This window comes from Burkholderia sp. AU33803, assembly GCF_002223095.1.
In the GTDB taxonomy this organism is placed as follows: domain Bacteria; phylum Pseudomonadota; class Gammaproteobacteria; order Burkholderiales; family Burkholderiaceae; genus Burkholderia.
Genome location: NZ_NKFJ01000007.1, coordinates 201,404 through 226,732 on the forward strand (window position 1 = coordinate 201,404; position 25,329 = coordinate 226,732).

General features: G+C 62.9%; 25 protein-coding genes and 1 pseudogene. 8 read left to right on the plus strand and 18 right to left on the minus strand.

The window, feature by feature from the left end; translation table 11 throughout:
* Positions 1 to 182: 182 nt before the first annotated feature.
* The 3 genes from CFB41_RS30530 to CFB41_RS30535 all read right to left on the minus strand — a co-directional run bounded on the left by CFB41_RS30530 (position 183) and on the right by CFB41_RS30535 (position 2,526).
* A complete protein-coding gene (locus tag CFB41_RS30530) occupies positions 183 to 662 on the minus strand; it encodes a GNAT family N-acetyltransferase (protein WP_071333859.1) in 480 nt (159 codons plus the stop codon).
* A gap of 141 nt (positions 663 to 803) precedes the next feature.
* Positions 804 to 959: a hypothetical protein gene (locus CFB41_RS38360; protein ID WP_006481665.1), complete on the minus strand. Its 156-nt coding sequence runs from the start codon at positions 957 to 959 to the stop codon at positions 804 to 806.
* 175 nt (positions 960 to 1,134) lie between these two features.
* Positions 1,135 to 2,526: a flagellar hook-length control protein FliK gene (locus CFB41_RS30535; protein WP_089459163.1), complete on the minus strand. Its 1,392-nt coding sequence runs from the start codon at positions 2,524 to 2,526 to the stop codon at positions 1,135 to 1,137.
* Between the two features lie 360 nt (positions 2,527 to 2,886).
* Here CFB41_RS30535 and CFB41_RS39015 point away from each other — a divergent pair.
* Positions 2,887 to 3,087, plus strand: a pseudogene (locus CFB41_RS39015) (integrase); the annotation flags it as partial.
* Between the two features lie 503 nt (positions 3,088 to 3,590).
* On the opposite strand, the gene CFB41_RS30540 reads toward CFB41_RS39015, so the two are convergent.
* The 13 genes from CFB41_RS30540 to CFB41_RS30600 form a co-directional block, all read right to left on the minus strand.
* Positions 3,591 to 4,163: a LysE family translocator gene (locus tag CFB41_RS30540; RefSeq protein WP_179250251.1), complete on the minus strand. Its 573-nt coding sequence runs from the start codon at positions 4,161 to 4,163 to the stop codon at positions 3,591 to 3,593.
* Positions 4,164 to 4,220: 57 nt separating this feature from the next.
* Positions 4,221 to 5,747: a threonine ammonia-lyase, biosynthetic gene (ilvA, locus tag CFB41_RS30545; protein ID WP_089459164.1), complete on the minus strand. Its 1,527-nt coding sequence runs from the start codon at positions 5,745 to 5,747 to the stop codon at positions 4,221 to 4,223.
* A 7-nt stretch (positions 5,748 to 5,754) separates the two neighbouring features.
* The gene (locus tag CFB41_RS30550; protein ID WP_089459165.1) at positions 5,755 to 7,356 is read right to left on the minus strand and encodes a gamma-glutamyltransferase family protein; all 1,602 of its coding nucleotides are present in this window, start codon (positions 7,354 to 7,356) and stop codon (positions 5,755 to 5,757) included.
* Positions 7,353 to 8,180 (minus strand): thioesterase II family protein, encoded by an 828-nt coding sequence (locus tag CFB41_RS30555; protein WP_089459166.1) that lies wholly within the window; start codon positions 8,178 to 8,180, stop codon positions 7,353 to 7,355. Before CFB41_RS30555 ends, CFB41_RS30550 begins: the two co-directional genes overlap by 4 nt.
* 21 nt (positions 8,181 to 8,201) lie before the next feature.
* Positions 8,202 to 8,825 (minus strand): LysE family translocator, encoded by a 624-nt coding sequence (locus CFB41_RS30560; protein WP_089428868.1) that lies wholly within the window; start codon positions 8,823 to 8,825, stop codon positions 8,202 to 8,204.
* 69 nt (positions 8,826 to 8,894) lie between these two features.
* Complete coding sequence (locus CFB41_RS30565) at positions 8,895 to 9,473, minus strand: GNAT family protein (RefSeq protein WP_089441432.1); 579 nt, start codon at positions 9,471 to 9,473, stop codon at positions 8,895 to 8,897.
* Positions 9,470 to 10,336, minus strand: a complete 867-nt coding sequence (locus CFB41_RS30570; RefSeq protein ID WP_256941298.1) for an alpha/beta fold hydrolase — start codon at positions 10,334 to 10,336, stop codon at positions 9,470 to 9,472. The genes CFB41_RS30565 and CFB41_RS30570 overlap by 4 nt, the downstream gene beginning before the upstream one ends.
* A 35-nt stretch (positions 10,337 to 10,371) precedes the next feature.
* Positions 10,372 to 10,587, minus strand: coding sequence for a phosphopantetheine-binding protein (locus tag CFB41_RS30575; protein WP_242808564.1), 216 nt, complete (start codon positions 10,585 to 10,587; stop codon positions 10,372 to 10,374).
* Between the two features lie 106 nt (positions 10,588 to 10,693).
* Complete coding sequence (locus tag CFB41_RS30580) at positions 10,694 to 11,617, minus strand: chlorinating enzyme (protein ID WP_089459168.1); 924 nt, start codon at positions 11,615 to 11,617, stop codon at positions 10,694 to 10,696.
* A 29-nt stretch (positions 11,618 to 11,646) separates the two neighbouring features.
* Entirely contained in the window at positions 11,647 to 11,904 is a 258-nt protein-coding gene (locus CFB41_RS30585; protein ID WP_089428863.1) for an acyl carrier protein, read from the minus strand.
* Positions 11,837 to 13,438, minus strand: a complete 1,602-nt coding sequence (locus CFB41_RS30590) for an amino acid adenylation domain-containing protein (RefSeq protein ID WP_089459169.1) — start codon at positions 13,436 to 13,438, stop codon at positions 11,837 to 11,839. Before CFB41_RS30590 ends, CFB41_RS30585 begins: the two co-directional genes overlap by 68 nt.
* 79 nt (positions 13,439 to 13,517) lie before the next feature.
* Positions 13,518 to 14,354 (minus strand): alpha/beta fold hydrolase, encoded by an 837-nt coding sequence (locus CFB41_RS30595; protein WP_089459170.1) that lies wholly within the window; start codon positions 14,352 to 14,354, stop codon positions 13,518 to 13,520.
* A 70-nt stretch (positions 14,355 to 14,424) separates the two neighbouring features.
* Positions 14,425 to 15,234 (minus strand): hypothetical protein, encoded by an 810-nt coding sequence (locus CFB41_RS30600; protein ID WP_089428860.1) that lies wholly within the window; start codon positions 15,232 to 15,234, stop codon positions 14,425 to 14,427.
* 591 nt (positions 15,235 to 15,825) lie between these two features.
* Here CFB41_RS30600 and CFB41_RS30605 point away from each other — a divergent pair.
* The 6 genes from CFB41_RS30605 (at position 15,826) to CFB41_RS30630 (ending at position 22,723) form a co-directional block, all read left to right on the plus strand.
* Entirely contained in the window at positions 15,826 to 16,728 is a 903-nt protein-coding gene (locus CFB41_RS30605) for a GHMP kinase (RefSeq protein ID WP_089441428.1), read from the plus strand.
* Between the two features lie 81 nt (positions 16,729 to 16,809).
* Positions 16,810 to 17,742, plus strand: a complete 933-nt coding sequence (locus CFB41_RS30610) for a pyridoxal-phosphate dependent enzyme (protein ID WP_242808635.1) — start codon at positions 16,810 to 16,812, stop codon at positions 17,740 to 17,742.
* A 3-nt stretch (positions 17,743 to 17,745) separates the two neighbouring features.
* On the plus strand, positions 17,746 to 20,316 hold the full coding sequence (locus CFB41_RS30615) for a lyase family protein (RefSeq protein WP_089459171.1): 2,571 nt from the start codon (positions 17,746 to 17,748) through the stop codon (positions 20,314 to 20,316).
* Complete coding sequence (locus tag CFB41_RS30620) at positions 20,313 to 21,128, plus strand: formyl transferase (protein ID WP_089459172.1); 816 nt, start codon at positions 20,313 to 20,315, stop codon at positions 21,126 to 21,128. The genes CFB41_RS30615 and CFB41_RS30620 overlap by 4 nt, the downstream gene beginning before the upstream one ends.
* A complete protein-coding gene (locus CFB41_RS30625; RefSeq protein WP_089428855.1) occupies positions 21,129 to 21,731 on the plus strand; it encodes a LysE family translocator in 603 nt (200 codons plus the stop codon).
* A gap of 35 nt (positions 21,732 to 21,766) precedes the next feature.
* On the plus strand, positions 21,767 to 22,723 hold the full coding sequence (locus CFB41_RS30630; RefSeq protein ID WP_089459173.1) for a D-aminoacyl-tRNA deacylase: 957 nt from the start codon (positions 21,767 to 21,769) through the stop codon (positions 22,721 to 22,723).
* Positions 22,724 to 22,734: 11 nt separating this feature from the next.
* On the opposite strand, the gene CFB41_RS30635 is transcribed toward CFB41_RS30630, so the two are convergent.
* Positions 22,735 to 23,541 (minus strand): helix-turn-helix transcriptional regulator, encoded by an 807-nt coding sequence (locus tag CFB41_RS30635; protein WP_242808562.1) that lies wholly within the window; start codon positions 23,539 to 23,541, stop codon positions 22,735 to 22,737.
* 485 nt (positions 23,542 to 24,026) lie between these two features.
* Here CFB41_RS30635 and CFB41_RS37845 point away from each other — a divergent pair, with 485 nt between their 5' ends.
* Positions 24,027 to 24,245, plus strand: a complete 219-nt coding sequence (locus CFB41_RS37845; RefSeq protein ID WP_144029974.1) for a hypothetical protein — start codon at positions 24,027 to 24,029, stop codon at positions 24,243 to 24,245.
* 313 nt (positions 24,246 to 24,558) lie between these two features.
* Here CFB41_RS37845 and CFB41_RS30640 read toward each other — a convergent pair whose 3' ends face one another.
* Positions 24,559 to 25,257 (minus strand): MgtC/SapB family protein, encoded by a 699-nt coding sequence (locus CFB41_RS30640; RefSeq protein WP_089459174.1) that lies wholly within the window; start codon positions 25,255 to 25,257, stop codon positions 24,559 to 24,561.
* Between the last annotated feature and the right edge of the window lie 72 nt (positions 25,258 to 25,329).

Sequence of the window (25,329 nt, forward strand, 5' to 3'; positions counted from 1 at the left end):
GTGTGCCGGTGACGTGTGCCGGTGACGTGTGCCGGTGACGTGTGCCGGTGACGTGTGCCGAACGGCCGTTCGGCGTTCGGCGCTTGGCGCTTGGCAAACAGGCAGGATCGTGAGGTCGGCCGGCATTGGCCGATGGCGAGTCAAATCGCAAGCGCACGACAACGCGGCGCCGGCCGGTGGCTTCAGTCCGAAATGACTGGCTTGATCAAGGTCGTCGTGATCGGCGCGAAGCCGCACGCACGATACAGCGCGCGGGCCGCCGCGTTGTGATTGAACACCGACAGCCCGATCTCGGTGACGCCGTACCGACGTGCCTCGGCATCGAGCGCCTCGAGCGTCCGCGTGGCCCAGCCCTGGCGGCGCCGGGACGGGGCGATGTCGAGGTCGTAGATGAACAGCGTGCGGTTCGGCCCTTCAGGCACGATCGCGTACCAGAGGTCGCCCACCGCGTCGCCGCTGGCGCCGTCGATGAGCACGACGAGGGTCTGGCCGGAGGTACGCAGGCCGTCCGGCAGCAGCGTGTCGAAACAGGCGCGCGCCCGGCTGGCCGCGTCTTCGACAGCATTTTGTCCGGATGAAACGAGATCGCTCGCGTAGCCGTCGATGGCTCGCGTGCGGTACGCGTGGAATTCGCTGGCCGTCATCGGCCGCATCTGCAGCATGGCGCGGTCACCGTGAACGGAATCGGACTTCCAGTGTAGCGGGACGGTCGCGCCGGCGCGCGATGCAGCGGCGGAAAGCGGACAGGCAGGTACGGCAGGCGCCGCGCTGGCAGCGAATCAGCGAATCAGCGAATCAGCGAATCAGCGACGGTACAGGACGATCGGCACGAGGTGCGCACGACGCACGCGCTCGGCTTCGGCACGACGCGCAGCGTACGAGTATTCGGCGTCGAGGGGCAGGTGCGGGGACACGAAAAGGTCGTCGATCTTTTGCAGCAGGGCGAGGATGAAGCTCATGTGAGACTCCTGACAGATGTGGCTAGGGTTTTCCCTTAGATGGACTCCATTCTAAGGGTTTTCCCTGAACTCTGCCAGCGCACCGCATCAGTTTGCCGCATGCGCGCGACGGCGGATCGCCGGTACATCACGGCGATCCTTGCTCCGTCTAGCTCTCAGGATAGGGTCGAAACGATTACCGCGTGCGGCGAGCGCGCTTCGCAACGGCGGCTTCGCGGTTCGCGTTGCGCTGAAGCCGGTCGACCTGCGACAGAAGCGCCTCGTGATGCTCCTCGAGCGTCATCAGCGTTGCCTGCTGCGTCGACAGATCGGCCGCGAGGCGATCGATCCGCTGCTGCTTCGTCGCGACGTCCTGCTTCAGGTGCGCGATCTGCCGCGTCTGCATCACCAGCGCGATGAGCCCGGCCAGCACGACGACGGCCAACGCCAGCAGCAGGCGGTTGACGCGGCGCATCTCGCGATCGGCCGTGCGCGTCAGGCCATCCACATCGGCCTGCAGGGCGGCCAGCCGGTCGGTCAGCGGGCGCAGGTGCGTATCCGGATCGAAGGCCGGCGCGGCCGGTTGCGTGCGCTCCGCCGACGGCTTCGTGACAAAGGAGGCAGCGGAAGCCTGCGGCTGGGTAACGGGGGATACGGTGACGTCGGCCCGCGGCGCGGCGTCACGGGCCTTCGCGGCGTCGGCCGTGTTGGCCGTGTTGGCGGCAATCACCGGCTTGGCCGGCTGCGCCGACGTTTGCGGCTCGACCGTCGTCACCGTGTCCGACACCGGGCTCGCACCGGCCGCCTCCGCCGCCGTGCCAACGCTCGTCACGATCGGCGCGGATTGCTCCGTTGTCGCGTCGCCCGCACCGGCAGCCGCCCGCCGTTTGCCGCCCGACGACGCACGGCGTTCCTTCACGGCATCACCGGAGGACCGCCCTTCGCGGGATTTAACGGCGGCAGCAGCAACAGCCTTCTCTACTTCGCCATCAGCCGCTTGAGATCCGGTCGCCTTCACCTCAGCACCCTCATCTGCTTGCAGCTTGGTCGCCGCCGTTGCGGCGCCATCGCCCGCAGGCCCGTCGGCGGCCTTCGTTGCGACGCCATCGCCCAGGGAAATATCGACCGCCTTCATCGCAGCCGCGCCAGAAGCCGGCGCGACGTCGACGTTTGCGTCACCACGACCTTCAGGCGACGAAACGCCATGCGCCACCGTCGCGTCTCCAGGCGTCACGGCACCTTCCGCTGCTTCAACATGCCCTGCCGCGGCGACTCCATCCGGCGCACTGAACCCGTCCAGCGCAGCCTGCCGCCCGGACGCCACATCGTCCGCGACATCGATAGCCGCCTCGGCTTGCGCGCCCGCTTCGTCACGCGCCGCGGCCGGCACACGCTCGCCCGGATCGAGCACCGGATCGCCGAACAGGTCGAGCGTCCGTTCGTCTCGCGACGCGTCGCCGGCCGGCGCACTGCCGGACCGCACCGTCGCCCTCGCGGACGTACTGCCCGCGGCAGCAGCCGAGCGCGGGCGCGAACGGGCCGACGAACGATTGGAACGGAAGCGAGGCGAGGAAACGGATTCGGTCATTTCTGCCAAATTACTGTCCAAGAACATCTATCGAATTCCAACTATCTCTAAACAAATCAATAATTTGCATCATCAACCTGTCCATTTTACGCTGACAGAATTCCACCCTATCCAGTGATTTCCGATGGGCGATGTGATGGGCCTGAAACCGATGCTAACCGACAAACAAGCCAAAACGCTCAAACCACCCGACAAACCCGGCTTCGCCGGAAAAGTGACCGGACTACTGAGCGGCGCAGACCGCATCGACCCGCGCAATCGGGATCGAGAGGCGCCAGTGTTGCGGCGGCCCTTGCGTTCGAGCAAGCCGCCCGCCAAGTCCAGGACGAACGTGAGCCCAGGTGAACGAGTAAAAAGCATGCAATCCGCTGGATCAGCAGCCTGGAAGGCGACGTCTTTCCCCGGCTCGGCAACCGGACGCTCGACGCGATTGACCGGGCTACTTGTGCAGACGCCCTACACCCGATCTGGCTGACGAAGACTGTTACGGCCAGCCGCACTCGTCAACGCATGCATGCCGTCATGCAGTGGACGCGGGCACACGGTCACATCGCCGCGAATCCTGTCATGGCAGTCGACTACACCCCTCCAAAACAGTCGACCCAAGCGACACACCAACCGGCAATGCCGTGGCCCCTGGTGCCGCAATTCGTCGCGACTCACCTTGCACAGCACACACCGGGTCGAACGAAAGGCCCGGATCCAGGTGCACTGTTTCACCCAACTGCGACATGCCATAGGACTCGACGTCCTGCCGCCTGCCGGCACCATCAAAAAGGAAATTGCTTCCGGCGTGAGGTCAATGCCGGAATGGGTGCGGCGCTCGATCGCAAGGTCGACGATGTCACCAACCCGATGTCGACCGAGGGCCTGGCTGATCCAGCCGGCGGGCGAACTGCGCGCACGCTAACGCCGGCGCAGCGCTCCGTCTATACCAAAGTGAGGCAATGCATCAGTCGAAAGCCTTGTCGCGAGCGCTCGCGGATGGGCGGCAGGGTATCCGGGACATCTGCACCCGCAAAGGCCGCCCCCCCTAAATGGCGAGCAGCACGATCACCGGAGGCTCATTTGACGAGTGAATACAGGAGGGTTCCGGAAAACAACACCAGCAGCATCGACGCAGAACGAAGCAGCGTCGTAATATGCCGCGGCCCGGATGCCAGGACGCTCGTCACGCGCCCCAGGCTGGCCCACCCCGTCCCAATAGGCACGAGCACCAGTAGAAACGCACCGAATGCCACGACCCCGTTGCCGGCATCATGGAACGCCTGCAATGGAAATGCCGTGCTGGCCAGCAGAAAGGCCTTCGGATTCAACAGCGTGGCGACGAACAGGTTCCGCCACGTTACGGCCTTCGCGCGCTTGTCCTCTTCCATCCGGCCCTGCGTCCACATGTTGATCGCCAGCAACAGCAGGTACGACGAACATGCGACCTTGATCACGGTCAGGACGTGAGGATGCGCCACCGCGAACGTCAGTAGCGAAAATCCCCACACGGAGATGGCGATGACATAGCCTGCCGCCTCGGCAAGCACAAGCGGCAGCGTTCGCGCCAAGCCGACACTGATGCCCGATGAAAACAGCAACGTGTTGGTCGGCCCCGGGACAACCAGCACCAGAGCCGCGTAAAAACACATCGTGATCAATTGGTGAGTATTCAACGTAGCCTCGAACGACGTGTTAGCCGCCTTTTATCAGTATTCCGGATGACGAAGCGATGCCAGATACGGTCGCGCATCGATCTGTTCGCTGAACTCGAAATTCGTCGCCTCCAGTGCGCGGGTCAGCCGGGACGAATCGGCGCGATCGCATCGAATCCCGATCAGCACCCGCCCGTAGTCGAACCCTTCGTTACGATAGTGGAACAGGCTGATATCCCACGCATCGTCGAGTGTCAGCAGGAACTCCAGCAACGCGCCGCGGCGCTCCGGAAACATCACCTGAAAGAGCCTTTCCTGCTCGAGATGCCATGCGTCCGCGCCGACGAGCTGATGCCCATACGTCTTCCACAACGTACTGCCGCCAAGATCCGTGGCCCGGTAGCCAGCCGTTTCCAGGTCGTGAATGATGCTTTGCGCGTTCTCGGCACACGGCGTCTGCACCCCCACAAAAACCTGCGCGTCGCGTCCGGTCGTGCGGCGGTAGTCGAATGCCGTCACGACACGCTCGCCGAGCTGCTCGATGAGTGCGCGAAAACTCCCGGGACGCTCGGCGATCGATACGGCAAGACGCACCTCCCGGTGTTCACCGATCGTCGAGCGCTCGGCGATATAGCGCAGCTGATCGAAATTCATGTTGGCCCCGGACGCAATCGCAACCAGCGTCGCCCCCTGCAGCTGTTCGCGCTGCTGCCAGGCCTTCAATCCGGCGAGCGCCAGTGCGCCCGACGGTTCGAGAATCGAGCGGGTATCGACGAAGACGTCCTTGATCGCCGCGCAGACTTCGTCGTTGTTCACCAGCACGATGCCGTCCAGATACTGCTTGCACAACGCGAAACTGTGCGCCCCGACCTGGCGTACCGCCACACCGTCGCAAAAGCGACCGACGTGCGCGAGCCGCACCGGCGCGCCGCCGGCGAGCGCCTGACTCATGCTGTCGGCATCGTTCGGCTCCACGCCGAAAATCCTGATCTGCGGCTTCACGCGCTTGACGTACGCGCAAATGCCGGCAGCCAGCCCTCCGCCGCCGATCGGCACGAAAATCGCATCGAGCTGGGTCGTCTGCTGCAGAATCTCCATCCCGACTGTGCCCTGCCCCGCAATCACATGAGGATGGTCGAACGGTGGGACGAAAGTACGCTTTCGATCGTTCGCGCAGGACAGCGCGGCATCGCACGCGTCGTCGAAATTGTCACCGCACAGCACCACCTCGGCACCGTAGCGCTTCACGGCTTGCACCTTGATCGCAGGCGTCGTGTGAGGCATGAACACGCTGGCCTTGCAGCCCAGCGTGTGCGCCGCGAGCGCCACGCCTTGCGCGTGATTGCCGGCCGAAGCGGTCACCACCCCGCGCGCGAGCGCGTCGCTCGACAGCCGTGCCATCAGCGTGTAGGCACCCCGCACCTTGAAGCTGAAACTCGGCTGCATGTCCTCGCGCTTGAGCAACACACGACTGCCGAAACGCTCGGAAAGCCGGGACAGGCATTCGAGCGGCGTCTTGACCGCGACGTCGTAGACGGGTGCGTTCAAAATACCGGTCAGATAGTTGAATTCTGCATGCATGGCGTGATCAATCATGAACTGGATCGTGGCGGTCCCGACATGTGTCGCGCTCCGCCGCTGCCGCCGACCATGGCGACGAGACGAACGCACCGCCCGTCAGCTGTCGGGTTTCCGCATGGCGCAGTACGACGTTAGGGCAACCGAACAGATTCGGCGCGATCAGGTTGGCCGCGCGCCGAACCTCGTGCGTCGCGCCGATCGCATTCACGACCGATGCTTCGATACGCTCGTCGGCCGTGACCCACGGGTCGCCGCTCACGTCCAGGCGCGGAAAGTGAATCGCGTCCTCGACCGACATGCCGCAATCGACCAGATACGTAATGAGCTGCATGACGGCCGGCATGATCCGTCGACCACCCGACGCGCCCAGCGCAAGCACGTCGCCACTCGCTCGCCGGATCACCGTCGGGCACATGTTCGACAGCGGCACCGCACCGGGCCTGATCGAATTGGCTGTCCCCGGCCGGGGATCGAACCACATGACGGCATTGTTCGTGACGATGCCGGTTTGCGGCAACGTCACTTTCGAGCCAAACATCGACAATAACGTCTGTGTCAACGCGACCGCGTTGCCATGTCGGTCGACGACACTGATATGCGTCGTGCACGTACCGCGTCGTGCGTCGTCCGTAGGTGCCCCGGCGCCGATACGCTCGGCATAGGTCTGCGCCAGCGCGTCGGCAATGCGCGAAAAGAATCGCGCGTCCGGAACCGCCATGCCGTCGCAGGCCGGTTGCCGTGCGAACAGCGATAGCGCGCAGGCCAGCGCGGGCCCCGCGGTCAGTTCCGATGAGGTCAGGATGGCCGCATCGCGGTAGCACAGTGCTTCGATCTGCTTGATCTCGGCGCCATAGGCGGCCAGATCGTCGATGCACAGGCGCGATCCCACCGCCGCGAAATCGGCAGCGATCCGGCGGGCAAGCGCGCCGCGGTAAAAATCCTCGCCGCCACGCTCGGCAAGCGCCTCCAGCGTGGCGGCCTGATGCTCGAGCATGATGGGCGGGGCGGCGCCGGACCAGTCCGACGCGGGCACGTGCCCACCGGGCAGATAGCATGCCGCGCTCGCCGGATAACGTGCGAGCCCCGGGGCAGCCGACGCCACCTTCAAGGTCAGATACCAATCGACTTCGAGCCCCTCGCGAGCACAGCGAACCGCCGGCTCCACGAGCCGCCGCCACGGGAGCGAACCGAACTCACGGTGGGCCAGCGTCATGCCGGCAACCTGCCCCGGCACGCCGATTGAAAACGGGCCTTCGAGATTTCGATCGTCGACGACCGCTGGCCACCCGAACATGCCCCGTGCGGATTCTCCGGTCAGGCGATAGTCGTCGGGCTCGAGCGCCAACGGGGCCCTCGCCGCGAAGTCGATGTTGAATGCGGTTCCGTCGGCCGGCGCGACGACCATATGCCCCACGCCGCCCAAGCCGCTTTGCCAGGGTTCAAGCACACCGATTGCAAAGCTCGCGGCGATCGCCGCGTCGATGGCGTTTCCGCCCTCCTCCAGCACCGCTGCCCCGATGCGTGATGCCTTGTAGTGCTGACTGACAACGATGCCGCCGGAAGCCGAAACCACGGGTTTCCTGATCTGCCAGTTTTCAAAGTGAGTCACTTCATGCCTCTGTCGTGATTGAGGGCGCACGTGACGCGTGCGGGCGAAGCCGGGCTGCCGTGACAAGGCTGCAGCGACCGCAGGACGATCGTGGCCAGGTGATCCAGTACGGCCTGCATTGCCGATTGAATGAAAAAATGCCCACCGTCGAAGCGCGTGATCGAAAATTGCGTCGACGTGAATACCTGCCACGCCAGCGCATCCGCTTCCGACACCAGTTCGTCGTCCTTCCCGGCGAGCACGTGGACCGGTATGCCCAGGTCGCGCGGCGTACTGCGCCATGTTTCCCGACACTGCAGATCGGCACGGATGGTCGGCATGAAGGTGTCGATGAAGTCCCTCCGCTCGAGCGCGACGGCCGGCAACCCGTTGAGACGTATCAACGCGTCGATCAACGCATCGCGCGGAAGGACGTGCAGCACGTGCTCGCGGCGCAGCGGCAGGTGCGGCGCGGCACATGCGGACGCGACGAGTGCAGTCGGACGACGTCCCAGGTCGACGAGCCGACGTGCCAGCTCGACCGCGATGACGGCCCCCATGCTGTGGCCGAACAGCGCGAAAGGAACGTCCGCGCGGTCGCCGACGACACGAACCAGTTCATCGACGACGGCATCCATGTGCGTCAGCGCGGGTTCGGAAAACCGGCCCCCCCGCCCGGGCAACTCGATCGCGCACACTTCGAGGTTCGCCGGCAGCGCCTGCCGCCAACCGGCAAAAATAGAGGCGCTGCCGCCCGCGTAGGGCAGGCAATAAATCCGCGCGTCAGGTTTCCCGTTCGCGGAAAAAGACACGAGACCGCGGCTCGACTTGACGATTTCCGGCATGGCGAATGCGCTCGATCGAGCTTATTTCCAGAACAGCAACGGCACGCACGCCAGCAGCAGCAGCGCCATCGTGCGGTTGTAGATCACGCGCGCGCGTTCGGTCTGCAACAGGGTCTGCATGCCGACGCCCAGCGCCGCCCACACCGACACCGCCGGGAAATTGATCACGATCATCAGGATGCAGATGCCGATCACTGATGAAACGAATCCCTGGCCATCGACCGAGAACAGAACGATCAGGTTCGCGGCCATGAGCCAGGTCTTGGGATTGACGAACTGGAACATGGCGGCCTGAACGAACGAAAACGGCTTCGTTTCCGCCTCTTTCGCGGCGGGACGCCCGGCGTTCGCAATCTTGTAGGCGAGGTACGCCAGGTAGAGCGCGCCAATCACGAACAACGCCAGCCTCGCCGCCGGATACTCGATGAAGACGACCCCGAGCCCCGTTGCGCTCAGCATCACCAGAACGGTCGCGCCCACCGTAATGCCCAGCAGATGGGGCAACGTGCGCACGAATCCGAAGTTCGCCCCCGACGCAGCAAGCATGACGTTGTTCGGGCCCGGCGTAATCGACAACGCGAGAATATACGCAGCGACCGCCAGTGGTTTGAATTGGTCGATCCCTGATGAAAGAGCAAACGACATGAAGTGCCTCGTGACGGATAGGATTGCAATGGCTGCCGGGAGGCAGCGGGCGTTGATCGTGAATCGCGGTCAACCTGCGATCGGGTTGACGAATTTCTCGATTTCTTCCAGCTCTTTCCGCAGCACGCGATAGCTGATCGTTTTTACCGGAGTCCGAAGCATTGGCATATCGATGGTGCCTTCACCCTGCGGCTCGATCCCGAGCTTGCGCTTGACGCTTTGCGCCGAGAGATTGTCGATCGGCGTTTCGAAGCGGATGCATTTCAGCGAGAATCTTTCGAAGAAAATGCGCATGGCCGCCGGATACGAAACCGACCCGATGCCGATGCCGCGATACCGGGCCTGCCAGATATGAGCATGCATGACGGCGCTGCATCCCGGGCTGAGATGCGTCAGTTCATGTACGCCGATTGCGCGGCCCATGTGCCGGATCGCCAGGATCGGCGCAGGTGCGGCACCGCTGCAGTTCCATCGCACCAGAATCGTCAGCAGCTCCCGCATCCGGCGCTCGCTCGGCAGCTTGTCGACATCGACATTCATCGACTCCATCAGGGCCGAAGGCGAGCGATACCAGTAGTCGAGACAGGGGGCGATGTCCTGCTCGATGAAGTCGTCCACGTGGATATCCGACAGATGAATCCGGTTCATGATTGCGCCAGAATGAAGTCGATGATCGAGCGATTCACCTCGGCTGCCTTTTCAAGGTGAAGGAAATGCCCTGCCCCCTCGACGACCTTGCGTGTCAGGGCCGCCGAGAAATACCCCGGCACGCCGTCGCCGACGAAGGCGTCGAGGCGCCCTTCCCGATCGTGCGTGCCATGCATCAGCAGCGTCGGCACCGGTACCGGCCCGGCGGCGATGCGTGCCTGCTCCGCATGACGCCGCGGATCACGCAACGGGACGTGGCGGCAACGATATTGCGCGAGCGCAGCCTCGAGCACGCCCGGCTGGCGAAACGTGCGCTTCACCGATTCGATCGTGTCTCGCGGCACGTCCCAGTTGCGGGAAGCATCACGCCACCACGCTTCGATGAAGGCGAAATCGTCATGGGCCAGTACCTGCTCGGCCGACGGCGACTGGAAGAAGAACGTATGCCAGATTCCCTTCAGGTATTCGTAGTGCAATCGCTGCGCGGCATCGGGACGACTCCAACCCAGCGCGACGAGCTTCGTCACGCGCCCCGGAAACAGGATCGAGGCCGCGATGGACGCCTGCGCGCCCCAGTCGTGTCCGACCAGAATCGCGTGCTCGAAGCCAAGCCCGTCGATCAGCGCGATCAGGTCGCCGGCCATATAGCAGGTGTGGTACTGATCCACCGGCGCTGCGCCCGACGGCGCATACCCGCGCAGGTACGGAGCGACCGCGGTAAAGCCGGCTTCCGCCAGTGCGTCGACCAGCGGCAGGAAAGTGAAGGCATTGTCGGGAAAGCCATGCGAGCATATGACCAACGGGCCGCTGCCTCGCTTCAGGTAATGTATCTCGACGTCGTCCGCATCGACCGCGCCGCGCATTCCGTCCGTGAGGGCCGGCGAGCAGGTAGCGTGGCTCATGCGACGCTGCTCAGGCGCTGTTCGACGATACCGGCGAAGCCATCGATCGTCGAATGGTTCATGAAGTCCAGCAGCGATACTTCGATGCCGCATGCCTGCTCGACCTTCGTCACCAGCACCGCCGCTGCCAGCGATCCGCCTCCCAGCACAAAGAAATCCGCATCGGAAGCGATGTGCTCGATACCGAGCGATTCGGAAAAAAGGCGCTTCACGAGTGCCCTGGTTGTCTGCATGTCCACTCCGTCGCATTGATCGGAACGCCGCCGTCCTTGCCATCCCGCAGGATGCGGCGCTCCGGATATTTCCCGTGCCGGGCCGTCAGCCGCGACCCTCGAAGGCGAACACCTGCCCTCTCGCATTGTTATGGACACGCTTGTTATGCCCGTAGTGGTCCTCCCCCGACACCAGGACCACGCCGTATTTGTCGAGCGAGATGGAACTGCCGTACTCCTCAACGACATCCGTATTCGGATACACCTTCACACCGGTCGGAACGTAACGGCTCGCGTATCCAAGTCGCGTCGTGTCGGTCGTCGAATTTGGAAACGACGAATGCATCAGCGTAGACCAGAAGATCACGCACTCGCCTGCCTGCATCTTGATCGACACCGCCTGCGATTCGTCCGGCTTCCACGACGGATCCTTCTGAAGGGTGCGGTAGTCGTAACCGAAAAAGCCGCGCTTGATCCCGTCCTTTTCCTGGTTATTGATCTTCGACGAGTCGTAGGCCATCTTCTTCGACTCGTCGTAGAACATCTCCTCGTGCGTGCCGGGGATGAAGCGAAGGCAACCGTTCTCCTCGGTCGCGTCGGTAAATGCCGTCCATGCGGTAATGGCACCGCCGAACCGGCTGTCCCCGGGCCAGACGATCTGCGGTTCGCCCGACGCATGCGCGAACGTGTCGGCCTGATGCCAGTCCGTACCCTCGTCGCCCGGATACTTCGGAAACATCTCCGATCGCCAGCACAGCAGGTCCGGGCCCAGCATGCCCGCCACGCGATCGACGATCTCATGCTTGCCGATATGCTCGCTGAGCAGGTTCACGTCCAGGTGACGATCGTAATTGGCGATGGGGCTGGTTGCCGGCAGGTCGTAAATCGCGTATTCCCTGTCGAACAGCTCGGCCCGGATTGCCCTGTAGCGTTTGCGCGCCTCCTCGGGCGAGTACACGCGAAACGGCCCGAAGAAGCCCTGTGCGCGGAATTGAGCGAGTTCGTCCGGAGTCAATGAAAACTGCGTCATGTCGGTCCTCTTGATTGAGTCACTTCGTGCTATTTCTCGACGGCCGTCGCAGCGACGGCCGCCGCGCGATAAAGCTCGGCCCAGCCGGCCAGCGTCGGCGTCAGCATCAGCTTGGCCGTGGGTACGGTCACCCCCAGATCCGCTTCGATCTTGACTTGCAGTTCGACGATCGACAGCGAACTTGCGCCGAGATCAAAAAAATCGTCGTCGTCGCCGACCTCACGATCCTTCAACAACCCCGCCAGCCGTTTCCGAATGGGCTCCTTGAACTGCAGCGATTCGCTCATGCTCCTCTCCAGTGTTGCGGGTCTCCCGCGAACTCATCAGACGCTTCCTGTTGACCTTGCCGTTGGCAGTCAACGGCAGCGCCGCTTGCACTTCAATCACGTCGGGGATCATGTAACCCGCCAGACGCTGCCGAAGGTACTGTCGGACCGCCGCCCGGACCTTGGCAGGATCCCCGGGCGACTGTACGAATGCGACGAGCCGCTTCTCCCCCAGCTCGTCCTGGCCGACCTCGACGATCGCGTCCTCGACACCGTCGGCCATCGCGAGCACCTGCTGCACCTGTTCCACCGAGACGCGATACCCGCGGATCTTCACCTGCCTGTCGAGACGACCGATGAATTCGTAGGTACCGTCGTCACGTTCGCGCACGAGATCACCCGTCCGATACAGTTTCCGATCCTGACCGTCGGGATCGTCGACGAAAGCGGCACGGGTCCGTTCCGGATCGTTCAGATAGCCGAGCGCGAGGCCGATCCCGCCCGCATACAGCACGCCCGCCTCGCCTCGGCGTACCGGCCGCCCGTTCTCGTCGAGTACGCGTACGGTGGTACCCGTGATCGGCTTGCCGATGGGTACCGTTGCGCCCGGTGGCGTAGCCGCCGTCATCGCATGACAGCAGGTAAAGGTCGTGTTTTCGGTCGGCCCGTACCCATTGATCACGGTGAGCGACGGGAACGCGGAAAGCACGGTTCTGACCGACTCCGGCTGAAGCACGTCGCCGCCCGCCAGCAGCACGCGAAGCCCCGCCATCAACGGGAGGCGGTTGCGAACCACGAGATGGAAAAGTGCAGCCGTCAACCACATGACCGTGACCTGTTCTTCGCGTACGAGACAGCCCATGGCATTCAGATCCAGCACCGGCGATTCCTCGACCACCAAGGTCGCACCGTTGAGCAACGCGCCCCATATTTCGAAAGTCGACGCATCGAACGTAATCGGCGCCATTTGCAGCACACGATCTTGCGCATTCAGCTCGATGTAGTTCGTCTCGACGACCAGCCGCCGGATCGCCTGATGCGGCACGAGCACGCCCTTCGGCCTGCCCGTGCTGCCGGAGGTAAACATTGCGTAGGCGGGCGAATCCGGCGCCACCGCCCGCGAACATGCACGCCTGTCGAGAACGTCATGCCGGGTCCACAACACCCCGTCCCGACCGACCTCGACGAGCACGATGCCTTCGAGATCCGGATCGAGCTGCAGATGCGCGGCGTATTCGGGCAAGGTCAGTACGACGCGCGCGCCGAGCTCCCGCAGATGCTCGTTCACTATCGCGGTCGGACCGGCCGGATCGACCGGAACGTAATAGGCGCCGATCTTCAACACCCCGATCATCGCGATCACCGCACCGGGCGAGCGCGGCAGAAGCAGCACGACCGGCGAACCGGCGGCCACGTCGAATCCGTCGAGACAGGCCGCCAACCGATCGGACAGCGCGTCAAGCTGATCGTAGGTGTAACGCGCGCTTCGCGCGGCAAGCGCCGTGTGCGTCGCATGAAGCCGGACCACCTGTCCGAATCGCTCGAGTATGCTCATCGCCGGCTCCAGGTCGACACAAGGCAGACGCTCGTCTCCGGGCGGCAAGACGGCCCGACGCGAACCACGGTGCATGCCGTCATACGGCCTCCCGGCGACCGAAGAACTCGATGATCGAATCGTTGACGGCGTTCTTTTCGCGCAGAATTTCGTAGTGGTCTCCCGGCACCACGACATGTCGCTCGGCATTGCGCAACAGCGCGGCAATGACCCGCGAGCTGGCAGGGCAGACCTGCTCGTCGCCATCGGTCGAAATCACGCGCGTGCGGTGCGGGACTTCGCCGGCGAGCGTCATGAAGTCGGTGCCGCGATACGACAGGTAGTTCAGCCCGTGGCGATGCAGGCGAGCGGCCGATGAAAACGGCACGAGAACTTCTTCATCGAACTCGGTCTTGGCGGGAACCCCTACCCGGCTCGCCGTGAGCTTCTCGCACAACGCGGCCGCATAGTTCAGGCTTTCCGCCGCCAACGGCAGCAGACTGTCCACTTCCCGCTGAAAATTCGATTGAGGGCAGACCGCGGGACTCAGCATGTACTCTCCGCAAACCAGCGCGAGACGATCGATTCGATGCCCTTCGATGCGCGCAGCGACGAGTGCGATGCCGGCACCCGAACAGAATCCGACCACATCCGTCTTGCGTACGCCCAACGCGTCCAGCACCGAGCACATGTCCTGAACATGGACTTCGGGTGTCATCCCGCTTTCGTGCGCGGAGGGCGGCTGGTCGCATAGCGAGCGACCTTGCCAGGTCACCACGTTGAATTCGCCCGACAGCATCGCGCACAGTGTTCCGGCCGCATCGAGGCGAAGCCCGAACGGTAGTATCAGCGTCAAGAACGGTTTCGCTTCACGCCAATCCCCGCGAAATACTCGCAGCCGCTTTCCGTCAGACGCCGTCACGAACGATTCGTACATATGCTGGGTTTGCGAATGAAATGGGATGCCTCGTACGACCATCGGCTGAACACGATGCGCGTCGGCCTGACTAGTGCAGCAATTTCCAGCCTGCCTCGTGATACACCAGGAACGTACCGATCGTGCGACGCAGCGACGAGCATCGCTCGACCGCATGCAGATTGCGGCTGTTGAAGACGCAGAGCTGGCCACTCTTCGGCCGCACGGTCAGCGCATCGACGCCCTCGAGCACGCCCAGCGTCTTGTGCTGCGCATACTCCTCGGCCCACTGGTCGAGCTGACGACGCGATTCCGGGCGGATGTTCCACAGAACGAAGCCCGCTTCGTTCTCGGCCTTCTGGATCGTGATGAATGCACCCAGCTGCTCGAGATTGAGTCGAAATGGCCAACGCTCCACCTCGCGCCCGAAGTCGATGCAATCGCAATGCGGCGCAAAGCTGAACGGATCCCCTTCGAAGGGAGGATATTCACGCTTCGTGGCCAGCATGAACTGACTCCAGTTGCCGAATCGCAGGGTTTCCGCACCCAACTCCTTGATGAACAGCTGAATGAAATGCGTCTCGCGCATGTGAAGATTCGCCACGCCGGCGTGCCCGAAATACTCGGCAATATTGCTGACCAGCGCTTCGGATCCTGAACGTTGCAACTGGCCGAGCGTGATGCCCGTCGCATTCAGGGCGCGATGGTACTGGTGGCCGCGCATATCGGGAAAGCCGCGATCGTTCCACCACGTATCGATGTCGGCGGGCGCAACCACGTCCAGCAGTGCCGCGGCGACTTCCCGATCGCGCACGCATTCGACGGCGTCGCGCAGCGTCATGTTCCTGCTCACGTCCCGCCCGTCGAACGTCATGAACCGGCCAGCGAACATCGTTTCCATTTCACGTTTCCCGGATAGTCTGATTGATTTTCAAACTTGATAAGGATGACAAATCAATGGAGCAGCTTTCGAACCGAGCGTTCGAATTCCATCGATTCCATTTAATTCGGAGAAGCCGCGATTGATTTTTCGGCGGCACGTGATGCCGTGTTCTGCGGAACAGGCTCCAGGAGGGAACGTCGGTTCCAATTCTGTTGGTCCGCGTTTCCCTGCCCGGCACATCCTCATCGTCGTGGAAATACTCTATCCCGGCCCCACCGCGCACGTAAAGTGCCGGGCCATCGCGCGATCGCGCGACTCGACACGCATCGCCACGCAATGGCACGCCGATCGGCGAGCCCGAATACCGCGCCGTTCACGCAGCCGAAAACCCTTTCGCGACAACAATCCGGCGGCCTTTTTCACCACGTTGCGAGCGGGGCCGGCCGATCGAATCCAGGCTACTTTCCAAGCCGTCGGCACCCTCCCCGCCCCCCTGTTCCGGAGCAATATTTCGATACTAGTGAGCAATTTTTGCAAAGAAGATGGGGAGCTGCCGTCGCTATGCTTCCAGCTCGACACTCAAAATTTTTTTCATTTCGAGGGGGAGAAATGGCCGTTCTCTCAGAGCAAGCTGACGCGCTACGAAACGACGGACACCTGTCACCGTTTCCCAAAGGCGAATGCCACGGGACCTTCGGCGAGCTGATGCAAGGCGTGCTGCCGGACGACCGGCACTTCCTGGTCACGTTGCCGGTCAACCTGAAGAGCATTGTCGAATTCGAGATCACGCATTCGGATCATGTCGCGGTCGATGTCGGGTTCAAGACCAAGGCGTGTCGCGCGGTTCAGGACTACCTGCGGCTTCACGACTTGCCGCCGGGCGGCATGCTGCATTTCAAGTCGATGTTCGCCGTCGGCAAGGGACTGGCAAGCTCGTCGGCGGATATGGTCGCGTCGATCCGTGCCGCTGCGTCGGCATATGGCCGGACGCCGACGCCCGAGACGATCGAATCGATCCTCCGTTTCATCGAACCGACGGACGGCGTGATGTATGACGGCATCGTCTCGTTTTACCACCGCGAGGTAAAACTCGACGAGCAGCTTGGCAAGACGCCTGCCCTCATGATCGTCAGCGCGGATCGCGGCGGAGAATGCGACACGATCGAATTCAACCGGAAGAAACGCGATCCGCCCGCGGAAGTGCGTGACGAATACCGCAGCATGCTGGCGCGCATGAAAACAGCGATCCGTACCTCGGATCTGCACGCGCTCGGCGAGATCGCGACGCGAAGCTGCGAGCTGTCACAGGCATTCAATCCTCACCCGCACATCCCTGTCCTGCGCAAGCTGCGCGCCGAGACCGGCGCGCTCGGCCTCGCCGCGACGCATTCGGGAACGTGTGTCGGCTTGCTCTACGACGCAAACGCAGCCGATACGGCCGACGCGGCCGCTTATGCACGGAAGCGACTGCACGCACTTCGAATCGAATCCACTCAATACACAACGGTATAGGAAACGTACATGCTTCAATACGAATCGTCGCTCGACGCGATGCAGGACGCAGTGCTGTTTCCAATCGAGCGTTCGCTGCACATGGTGTCGTTCAAGGCGATGAAAATCGTGCCTGCCAACTACATCATCAGCACGGCACGCGCCCGCGGCGAACTGCAGCCGGGCGGAACGGTCGTGGAAACATCGAGCGGCAACTTCGCGCTCGGGATGGCCATCGTGTGCAACCGCTTGAACCACCCCTTCGTGGCGATCGGCGATCCCGTGATCGATCCGACATTCAAGCGCCAGCTCGAAATGCTGGGCGGTCGGGTGGAAATCGTCACGGATAAAAAGGGTAGCCAGGGGTACCAGAAGGCGCGACTCGATCGACTGCACGAAATTCTCGATGCCGAGCAAGGGGCGTTCTGGTGCCGCCAGTACGACAACGAGAACAACGCGCTCGCTTACGCCAACATCGCCCACGAGCTGCTGGACCGGATCGGCCCCCGCCTGATTCTCGTCGCGCCGGTCGGCTCCGGCGGCTCGAGCTGCGGCATGGCGACATCGCTGCGCGCGGCAGGCGCCGACTGCACGCTCGTCGGCGTCGACACCTTCAACAGCGTCCTGTTCGGCCAGGTCGACGGCCCGCGCAAACTGCGTGGTCTCGGCAACACGATCATGCCCGGAAACCTGAAGCATGCGTTGTTCGACGAAGTACATTGGGTCAGCGCGGAGCTTGCCGATCATTTCACGCGCAAGCTCTATGCGTCCACCGGACATTTCCGCGGGCCGACCACCGGCGCCGCCTACGCGGTCGTCCGATCCGTGCGCGACAGATGTCCGGATACGCCGATCGTCTTCCTGAGCCCGGACGACGGTTCACGCTACGTCGGCTCGACCTTCACCGCGCATCCCGACAGTCCCGCATACGATCGACTTCGTCCGATCGAGATCGGGCACCCGACGGCTTACGATGCGGAGACGGAATGGGCGTGGATGAACTGGAATCGCTCGGACATCCACAGGTTTCAGTGAATCATGGCGATCATCTACATCGAATCGAACACCACGGGGTTCGGGCAGATGCTGCTCGACGCGTCGTTGCACTACGATGAAACCTGCTTCCTCGTGCGCGACCGTGCGCGCTACGCGTTTATCGATCGGTTGCCGCCCGGCGTTCGCGTGATCGATTGCGACACGCAATCGGTCGATGCACTCGAGCGTGTCGTCGGTGAAATCGACAACGTACGTTACGTCGTATCGACGAGCGATGCATTCATCGAGAACGCGGCACGATTGTCCGAGCGGCTCGGCTTGCCCGGCAATCCGGGCGCCACGGTCGCGCTGTGTCGAGACAAGCTGCGACTGCAGGACGTGTTGCGCGACCACGGCGTCCCGTACCCGTATACCGCTGCGATCGATTCCGCGGAGGCGGCGCACAATCTGACCTATCCGGTCATCGTGAAGCCGAGGCAAGGCACGGGCAGCATCGGCGTGCGCCTCGTCGAACACGCGCCGGATTTTCCGGATGCGTCCGATGGCGCGCTCATCTGCCAGCGCTTCATTCCGGGAACGGAGTTCTCGGTCGAATCGTTCAGCGATGCAGACGGCCATCATGTGCTTGCGGTCACGCGCAAGTTCGTGACCAAGCCGCCGCATTTTCTCGAACTCGCGCACGTCCTGCCGGCGGACCTCGATGCAGCCACCCATGCCCGCATCGTCGATACGGTACGTCGCGCACTCGATGCGGTCGGCTATGCATTCGGTCCCGCGCACACGGAACTGAAAGTTCACGACGGCACGATCACCGTCATCGAAATCAACGCGCGCCTTGCCGGCGGGATGATTCCCCGCTTGATGGAGCGTGCATACGGATGGTCGATCGCGGATCTGTACGTGCGCAGCCATCTTGCGCGCCGCAGCCAGTTCGTCGTGCCGACGCCCGCGTTGCATAGCGCGGTCGCGTTCGTCGTGCCGGAGGTCGGGCGCCGCTATGTCGGCATCGATTTTCCGGACGACTGCGCCGACGCCGGCCTGTTTCGCGAAGCAGGCGTCAACGCCGGCAAGTTCGACTTCTCCGATCGCGCCGGTTACGTCATTTCGTTCGGCCGAAGCGCTGCTTCGGTGCTCCGGCAGGCGCTGTCGCTCCGGAGGCGTTCACGCGTGCTTTACGACGAACCGGATCGGGCGGTGCCGAACCGCGACACGATTCACGACATCGTCTACGAACGTACGCCCGCGTGCTTCGGCAAGCTCAAGACCCATCTTCTCGCGATCGAAAAAGCCCATCTGATCATGTTGCGCGAACGATCGATCCTGAACGCCGAGCAGTTCGACTCGCTGCGCGATGCGGTCATGGCACTCGAAGCGAATCCGGCGCTGTTGCTCGAACACGTTTCCGGACGCGGCGACTACTTCGATTACGAACAGTATGTGATCAGCCGCTGCGGACGGGACACCGGCGGCATGATTCAGGCGGCGCGCTCACGCAACGACATCAACGGCACGCACCTTCTGCTGACCATTCGCCAGGCGCTATCGCACGTCACGGGCCAGGCCGTCGATCTCGGCACGGCGCTCATGCGACGCGCCGCCGATTCGGCCGACATCCTGCTGCCGATCTATAGCCAGTACCAGACCGCGATGCCCGGATCGGCAGGGCATTACCTCGTCGCGCAGTGCGAAATACTGCTCGGCACGCTTGACGCGCTCTCCTCGCTGCGCGACGGCCTCACAGTTTCCCCGCTCGGCGCATGCGCCGGCGCGGGCACGACGTTCGCCACCGACCCGCAATGCACGGCGACCCTGCTGGGTTTTTCGGCAGGCCCGCTCAATTCGCTGAGCGCGATCACCGACAAGAATCCGGCACTGCGCTGCGTGTGCCTGCTGGCGGAGCTGAGCGGCAATCTGAACCGTATCGCGACCGACCTGCAGCTCTGGTCGATGCGCGAAATCGGGCTCGTCACATTGCCGGACGGCATGTACGGCGGCTCGTCCAACATGCCGCAGAAACGCAACCCGTACTTGCTCGAATGGCTGCGTCTCGGTCACGACCGCATCGTCGGACATTGCGCCGCGGCACTGTCGTCGCTATCGCATCTGCCGACCGGCAACTCGTATCAGGCCAGCCGCACCGCGGTCGAAACGGTCGCCGAGATGAGCGGTCTCGTCATCGACATGCTGAAGGTGCTCGTCTATGCGATGAACGAGATCCGGTTCGACGCCGACGCCGCACGCCGCGCGATCGAAATCGGGAATGCAGGCGCGACGCTCGTCGCGGAATCGCTCGTGCAGCAACGCGCGGCATCATTCAGGGATGCCCATGCGGCGGTCGGACGCGCACTGTCCGGCGCGCCCGGCGCCACGTCGGATTCGCTCCACGCCACGGCGGCAGCGATGCTCGACCGCGTTCATGCCCGGCTGGAAAGTGCAAACGTGTTCGACGCGCTCGACGGCGGCGGTGGGCCATCGACGCGGAACACGCACACGGCGGTAGCAGTACTCGCCACGCGCCTGCTGGATCAGCGCCGGCGCCAGCGATCCTGCGAGTCCCGCACCGCTGCGACACAACAGGCGCTCGATCGCCGCTTCATGAGTATGCTCGCATGACCAACGTCACGTTGCTCTGTTCGGACGGTCCGCATCATCTCTATCTCGCCGCGGAGCTTGTTACCGCGTTCGGACGCGTTCGCGTCATCGTCGAACCCGGGCGCGAACAGGCATCTCGCCTGTTTCGCAACGGCAACTATCGTGCGTATCTGTGGACTCGCTATCACGAATGGCGACGCAGACTATCAGGATACGACGCGTACCGCCGCCGCTATTTTCTTCGCGACGACGAACTGCGGACCTGGGACGCACTTCGACGTCACGCCGGTGTTCAATATCTGGAAACGTCGTGGATCAACGACACGAGCGTGCTCGACGCACTGCGCGAGGACGTGTCCGACGTCTATATCGTGATGGGCACCAAGAAGATCGGCGAGGCGTTGCTGTCGCTCGTACCGCCCGGGCGCATCATCAACATCCACGGCGGTCACCTACCGTACTACCGGGGCAATCACTGCTTCTTCTTCGCACTGCATCACGGCGAATTCGACAAGCTGAGCACGACGATTCATCGCGTGTCCGCCGGCCTCGATACGGGCGCCATCATCAGCCGTCATCCAGTCCGGTTCTCCGACGGCGACAATTCGGAAACGCTCTATTCGCGCGCCGAACGAGCCGCAGTGGACAGTCTCGTTGCCCGCTTGAAGCAGAACGCCGATCTCGCGACGTGGCACAGCGAACCGCAACCGGACGTCGGCTCGACCTACCGCATGCGCGACCGCGGCCCGCTCGTCGAGCTTGCCCATCACCTCGGCGCAATTCGCCGACGGCGCACAGCGGCAGGCGCGAATCGCGACAAGGTGAGAGGCTAGATGAACGTCGACGCCGCGCTTGTCGCCAAGTTGCTCCAGATCGGACTGTTCTCGATCCCGCTGATCATCTCTCCGGGGCCGAACAACCTGATGACGACCGCCAACTGCGCGCAGTTCGGGTATCGACGCACGCTGCCGTCGCTAACCGGCATTTCGGTTGGCGTATTCGTCCTGTTCATGGTCATCGCGCTCGGGCTGTCCAGCGTGCTGAGCCGATACCCGTTGCTGCACCCGGCGCTGAAGGTGGTGGGCACCGCGTACATCCTGTACCTGGCCTACAAGCTGTACACGTCGCAGCCGACGCATGCCGGGAATCTCTCGATCGAGCATCCCATCACGTTCGGTGAGGCCGCGCTGCTCCAGATTCTGAATCCGAAAATCTGGCTGCTCGGCGCCAGCGCGACGTCAACGTTCCTGCCCTTGACCAGCAACCTGTACGTCGACGCAACGCTCCTGTCGCTCACGCTCGGGATCATTTTCTTCCCGTGCAACTCGATCTGGGCCGTATTCGGCCTCGTGATGTCGCAAGTCCTGCGCGGCAGGGCACTCCAACGAACACTGGCCCTGCTGTCCGCCTCTTCGATCGCGTTTCTGCTGTTCTGAACGTTCGCCATGATCCACTTCAGGAAAACTCACCCGTGAAGCACATCGTTCTGGCTTTCTGCACCGATCTCGACAAGGATCCGGTGTCGGCGCACGTGCTGGCCCGGCTCCTCGCCTCCGGCATCGACTGGCAAGCCGAAGGCACCCTGGACGGACATCCGGTACTGCGCGCGCAATCCGGCGGCGTGCGCTACGACCTGCTGCAGCTCGACCAGGTGCTCAGCCACGACTACCGACGCTACGCGCCACGGCTGAACGAGGCCTTCGGCGACGCCGACGCGATCGTTATCGTCAACTGGCATGAAGGGAAAAATGCGCCCGACCGCATTTTCACGATCCAGACGACCGGCGACATGGAAAGCGGCACGTTCAGTCCGGTCGATCCCGCCATCACGCGCAGCCTGTTTCTGGCGGTCGAACACGAGCGTCGGAAAGCGGGCCTGGATTCGTATTCGACATGGATGGAAGCCACGCACTGGTCCGGCCCGCTCTACGGCGCCCAGCCCGGCAGCCTCGTCTCCGCGGTGACGCCATCGGTCATCGACCTGGAAATCGGCAGCACGGCGGACGCGTGGACAAACCCGGATGCCGCTGACGTGCTTGTGCGTGCACTGCTGGCGGCGGGGGAACACGCGGCTCAACCGGCGATCTCGCTGCTCTGTATCGGCGGAACCCACTTCGAGCCCGGATTCACGCAGTTGCTGCGCGATTACGGCGACACGCAAGGACTCGCGCTGTCCCACGTGCTTCCCAATCACTGGCTGGTCGCGCACGACTACGACTCGCCGGAACGATTGAAGGACCTGATTGCGTGCGCCCGGTCGATCAAGGGCGGTGTCGATGCGATCGCGTTTCACGACAACCTCAAGGCGGCCCACAAGCAGCAGGTGCGCAATCTCGCACAGGAACTTCGCGTCCCCGCCCTCTCGCATCGCAAGCTGAGATCAGCCGACCTGGCCGGCTTGATCCGCGACGCGCAAAACGGCCCCTGACTTGAGCGAAATCACTTTCCGCGCACCGCGCCGGGAGAATAGCCGTAATGTCGCTTGAATGCGGTCGAGAACCGGCTGTGCTGCGCATAGCCGCACTCGAGTGCGATGCTCATGATCTTCTGGTCGGTGTGTCTCAGCAGGTCGTGTGCCCGGGCCATCCTCAATCCGGTCAAAAACGCGTGCGGAGACTGTTCGAACGTGTTCTTGAATTTACGCAGAAAGTGGTAGCGGCTGAGACTCACGAGATCCGCCAGATGTTCGAGCCGCACCATCTCGCCGAGATTGGCGTTGCAATACTCGCGGATCATGTCGGCCTGCTTCGTCGACAGGCACCCCCGCGTATCCACGGGCTCCAGATCGGCCTCGGCGTAACCGCGGATCGCATTGAGCAGAATCCAGCTCATCAGGCTATCGATACCGAGCGACAGCGTCTCGTCGTTCCAGTCGGACTGCGCAATGCTGTGCGCCGCCGCACTGATGACGGGGGAGGCTTCCTGGAAGACCTCGCGGAACCGGTAGGCCTCCGGTGGCTGGCGCAAGGCCCGAAGCAGGCTGGGCTCGAAGTTGCGCATGTCGAAGTAGATATGCAGAAAATTAAGGCGCTCGGTGATTTGCCACTGCGATTCGCCTTCACCAACCGGAAACAGACAGACTGCACTTTTGAATCCCCGGCGAACGACCTGCCTTCCGTCGACCTGTGCACAATTTTCGCCGCCCGACAAATAGATACTCAGCACGTTCTCCGCCGAGCTTTTATATTCGGTCAACGTATTGCGACCTGTCCATTCTGACAGGGTTATGCCCGACGGCAATTGCATGGATCGAACGACTTCGGCTCCTGCCGAATTCAACGCGCCGCGAACCGTAATCGAGTAAGGACAAGACATGTGTCGCAATAGTGGGTTGTGAATGTGGCGCGGAAGAACGGCTTTCCCTCTTAAAGGGGCATACCGCACACGCTGTTCGGAATAATCGCCCCACTTTGGGGCGGCGCCCGTCATCCAGCACATCGACAGTCATGCTGTGCCTTTCGGCAAGCGCGGTCATGCTCCGCCAGCTTACCTTAAGTTCGCCGCAAGCGGGCAGGCAACCCACTCACGTCGAAGTAAAGCGCTCTACTCGAAAATGACAGACGATGATTCCATTGAATGTCGCTCTTTTATGGTTGCGCCGTCGAAAATCACTCATTTCGGACGATCAAACATCGAGATGCCGAGGCAAGAATTAAGCATTTTCTTGCATCCAGGCATGGATATAAAGACGTCGCCGAATTCAGCAATAGATACGCATTACCAAAGAAAAAATGACCGCACAACTTCCCAAGTGCATGCTTGCGACGACAAAATGGGAAGTGGCACTCGATCGACATGAAACCCTCAAAGCGATTGAAGCAGCGGCCACGCCAGCCACGACAATCGCGCTGAGAATGAATGATCTTGTGAAAGGTGCCGACAAAGTGCCGGCGCCGCCCCATCTCCCGCGATTGCTTGCAACCTGGATGCGGACGAACCCCAGTCTTTGAAGTGGCGAGATGATAGCGCCCCACAAACAGCGCTCGACTGGCGCAAGGTCGCCCATGCCCGACGAATCGTATCGGTGCCCCACCCTCACCTCTTTCCGGCCATCCCCAGATGGATCGACTGATTTGAAGCAAAGCCTCTCGCGATTGAAGGGTCGAAAAGCAATTCTCCGCAAACCCTTGAAAATCACGACAATTTCGACTCGTATTTGGCGGAGATCAAGGAAAATCGGATGGCTAGGCCCACAAGCGCGGAACCGGATGTCGAACGGAATCGGTGGGCGGCCATTGTCGCACGCCCCGTCGCCGATTCCGCCTATTCGTCGCCCGACAACCCGCTCCCCTCTTCGAAACGCGTGACGCCCTTCAGCGCGCGCAGCTTGTCGCAAATCGCCTGGTATTCGAGTGCCGACACCCGCGCAAGCGCGATGCGCACCTCGTCGTGCTCGCCCGTATCGTCGGCGCGCTGCACGATGAACTGCTTCACGCGCGCACTGTCCGGGCCGAGCACCGCGTGCAGCGAATCGAAGTTCAGCGTGCCGCTCACGACCGTCAGCGCGAGCTGGCGCCGCTGGCGCACCGTGAAGTAGCGCCGCTCCAGTGGCTTGATGCCGGCCAGGATGATCAGGATGACGATCGTCGCCGAAATCGACGCGACGTAGAGCCCGCCGCCCACCGCGAGGCCGATCGCGGCGACCGACCACAGGCTCGCGGCGGTCGTCAGCCCGCGCACGATCTCGCCGCGCAGCAGGATCGAGCCCGCGCCGAGGAAACCGATGCCCGACACGACCTGCGCGGCGATCCGCGACGGGTCGAGCACGATGTGCTCGCTGCTGCCGAGTACGTCGGCGAACCCGAACGCCGACACGATCATGATCAGCGTCGAACCGACACAGACGAGCATATGCGTCCGCAGGCCGGCCGCCCACGACAGACGCTCGCGCTCGAAGCCGATGACACTACCCAGCGCCGCCGCGAGGACGAGCCGCATCACGAGTTCCAGGTTGCTCAGCATGCGATTTATCTCCTTTTTTGGTGCCGGCGGTGCGGAATGTTTTATCCTTGGCCCCGGCCGCGCCGATCCTCC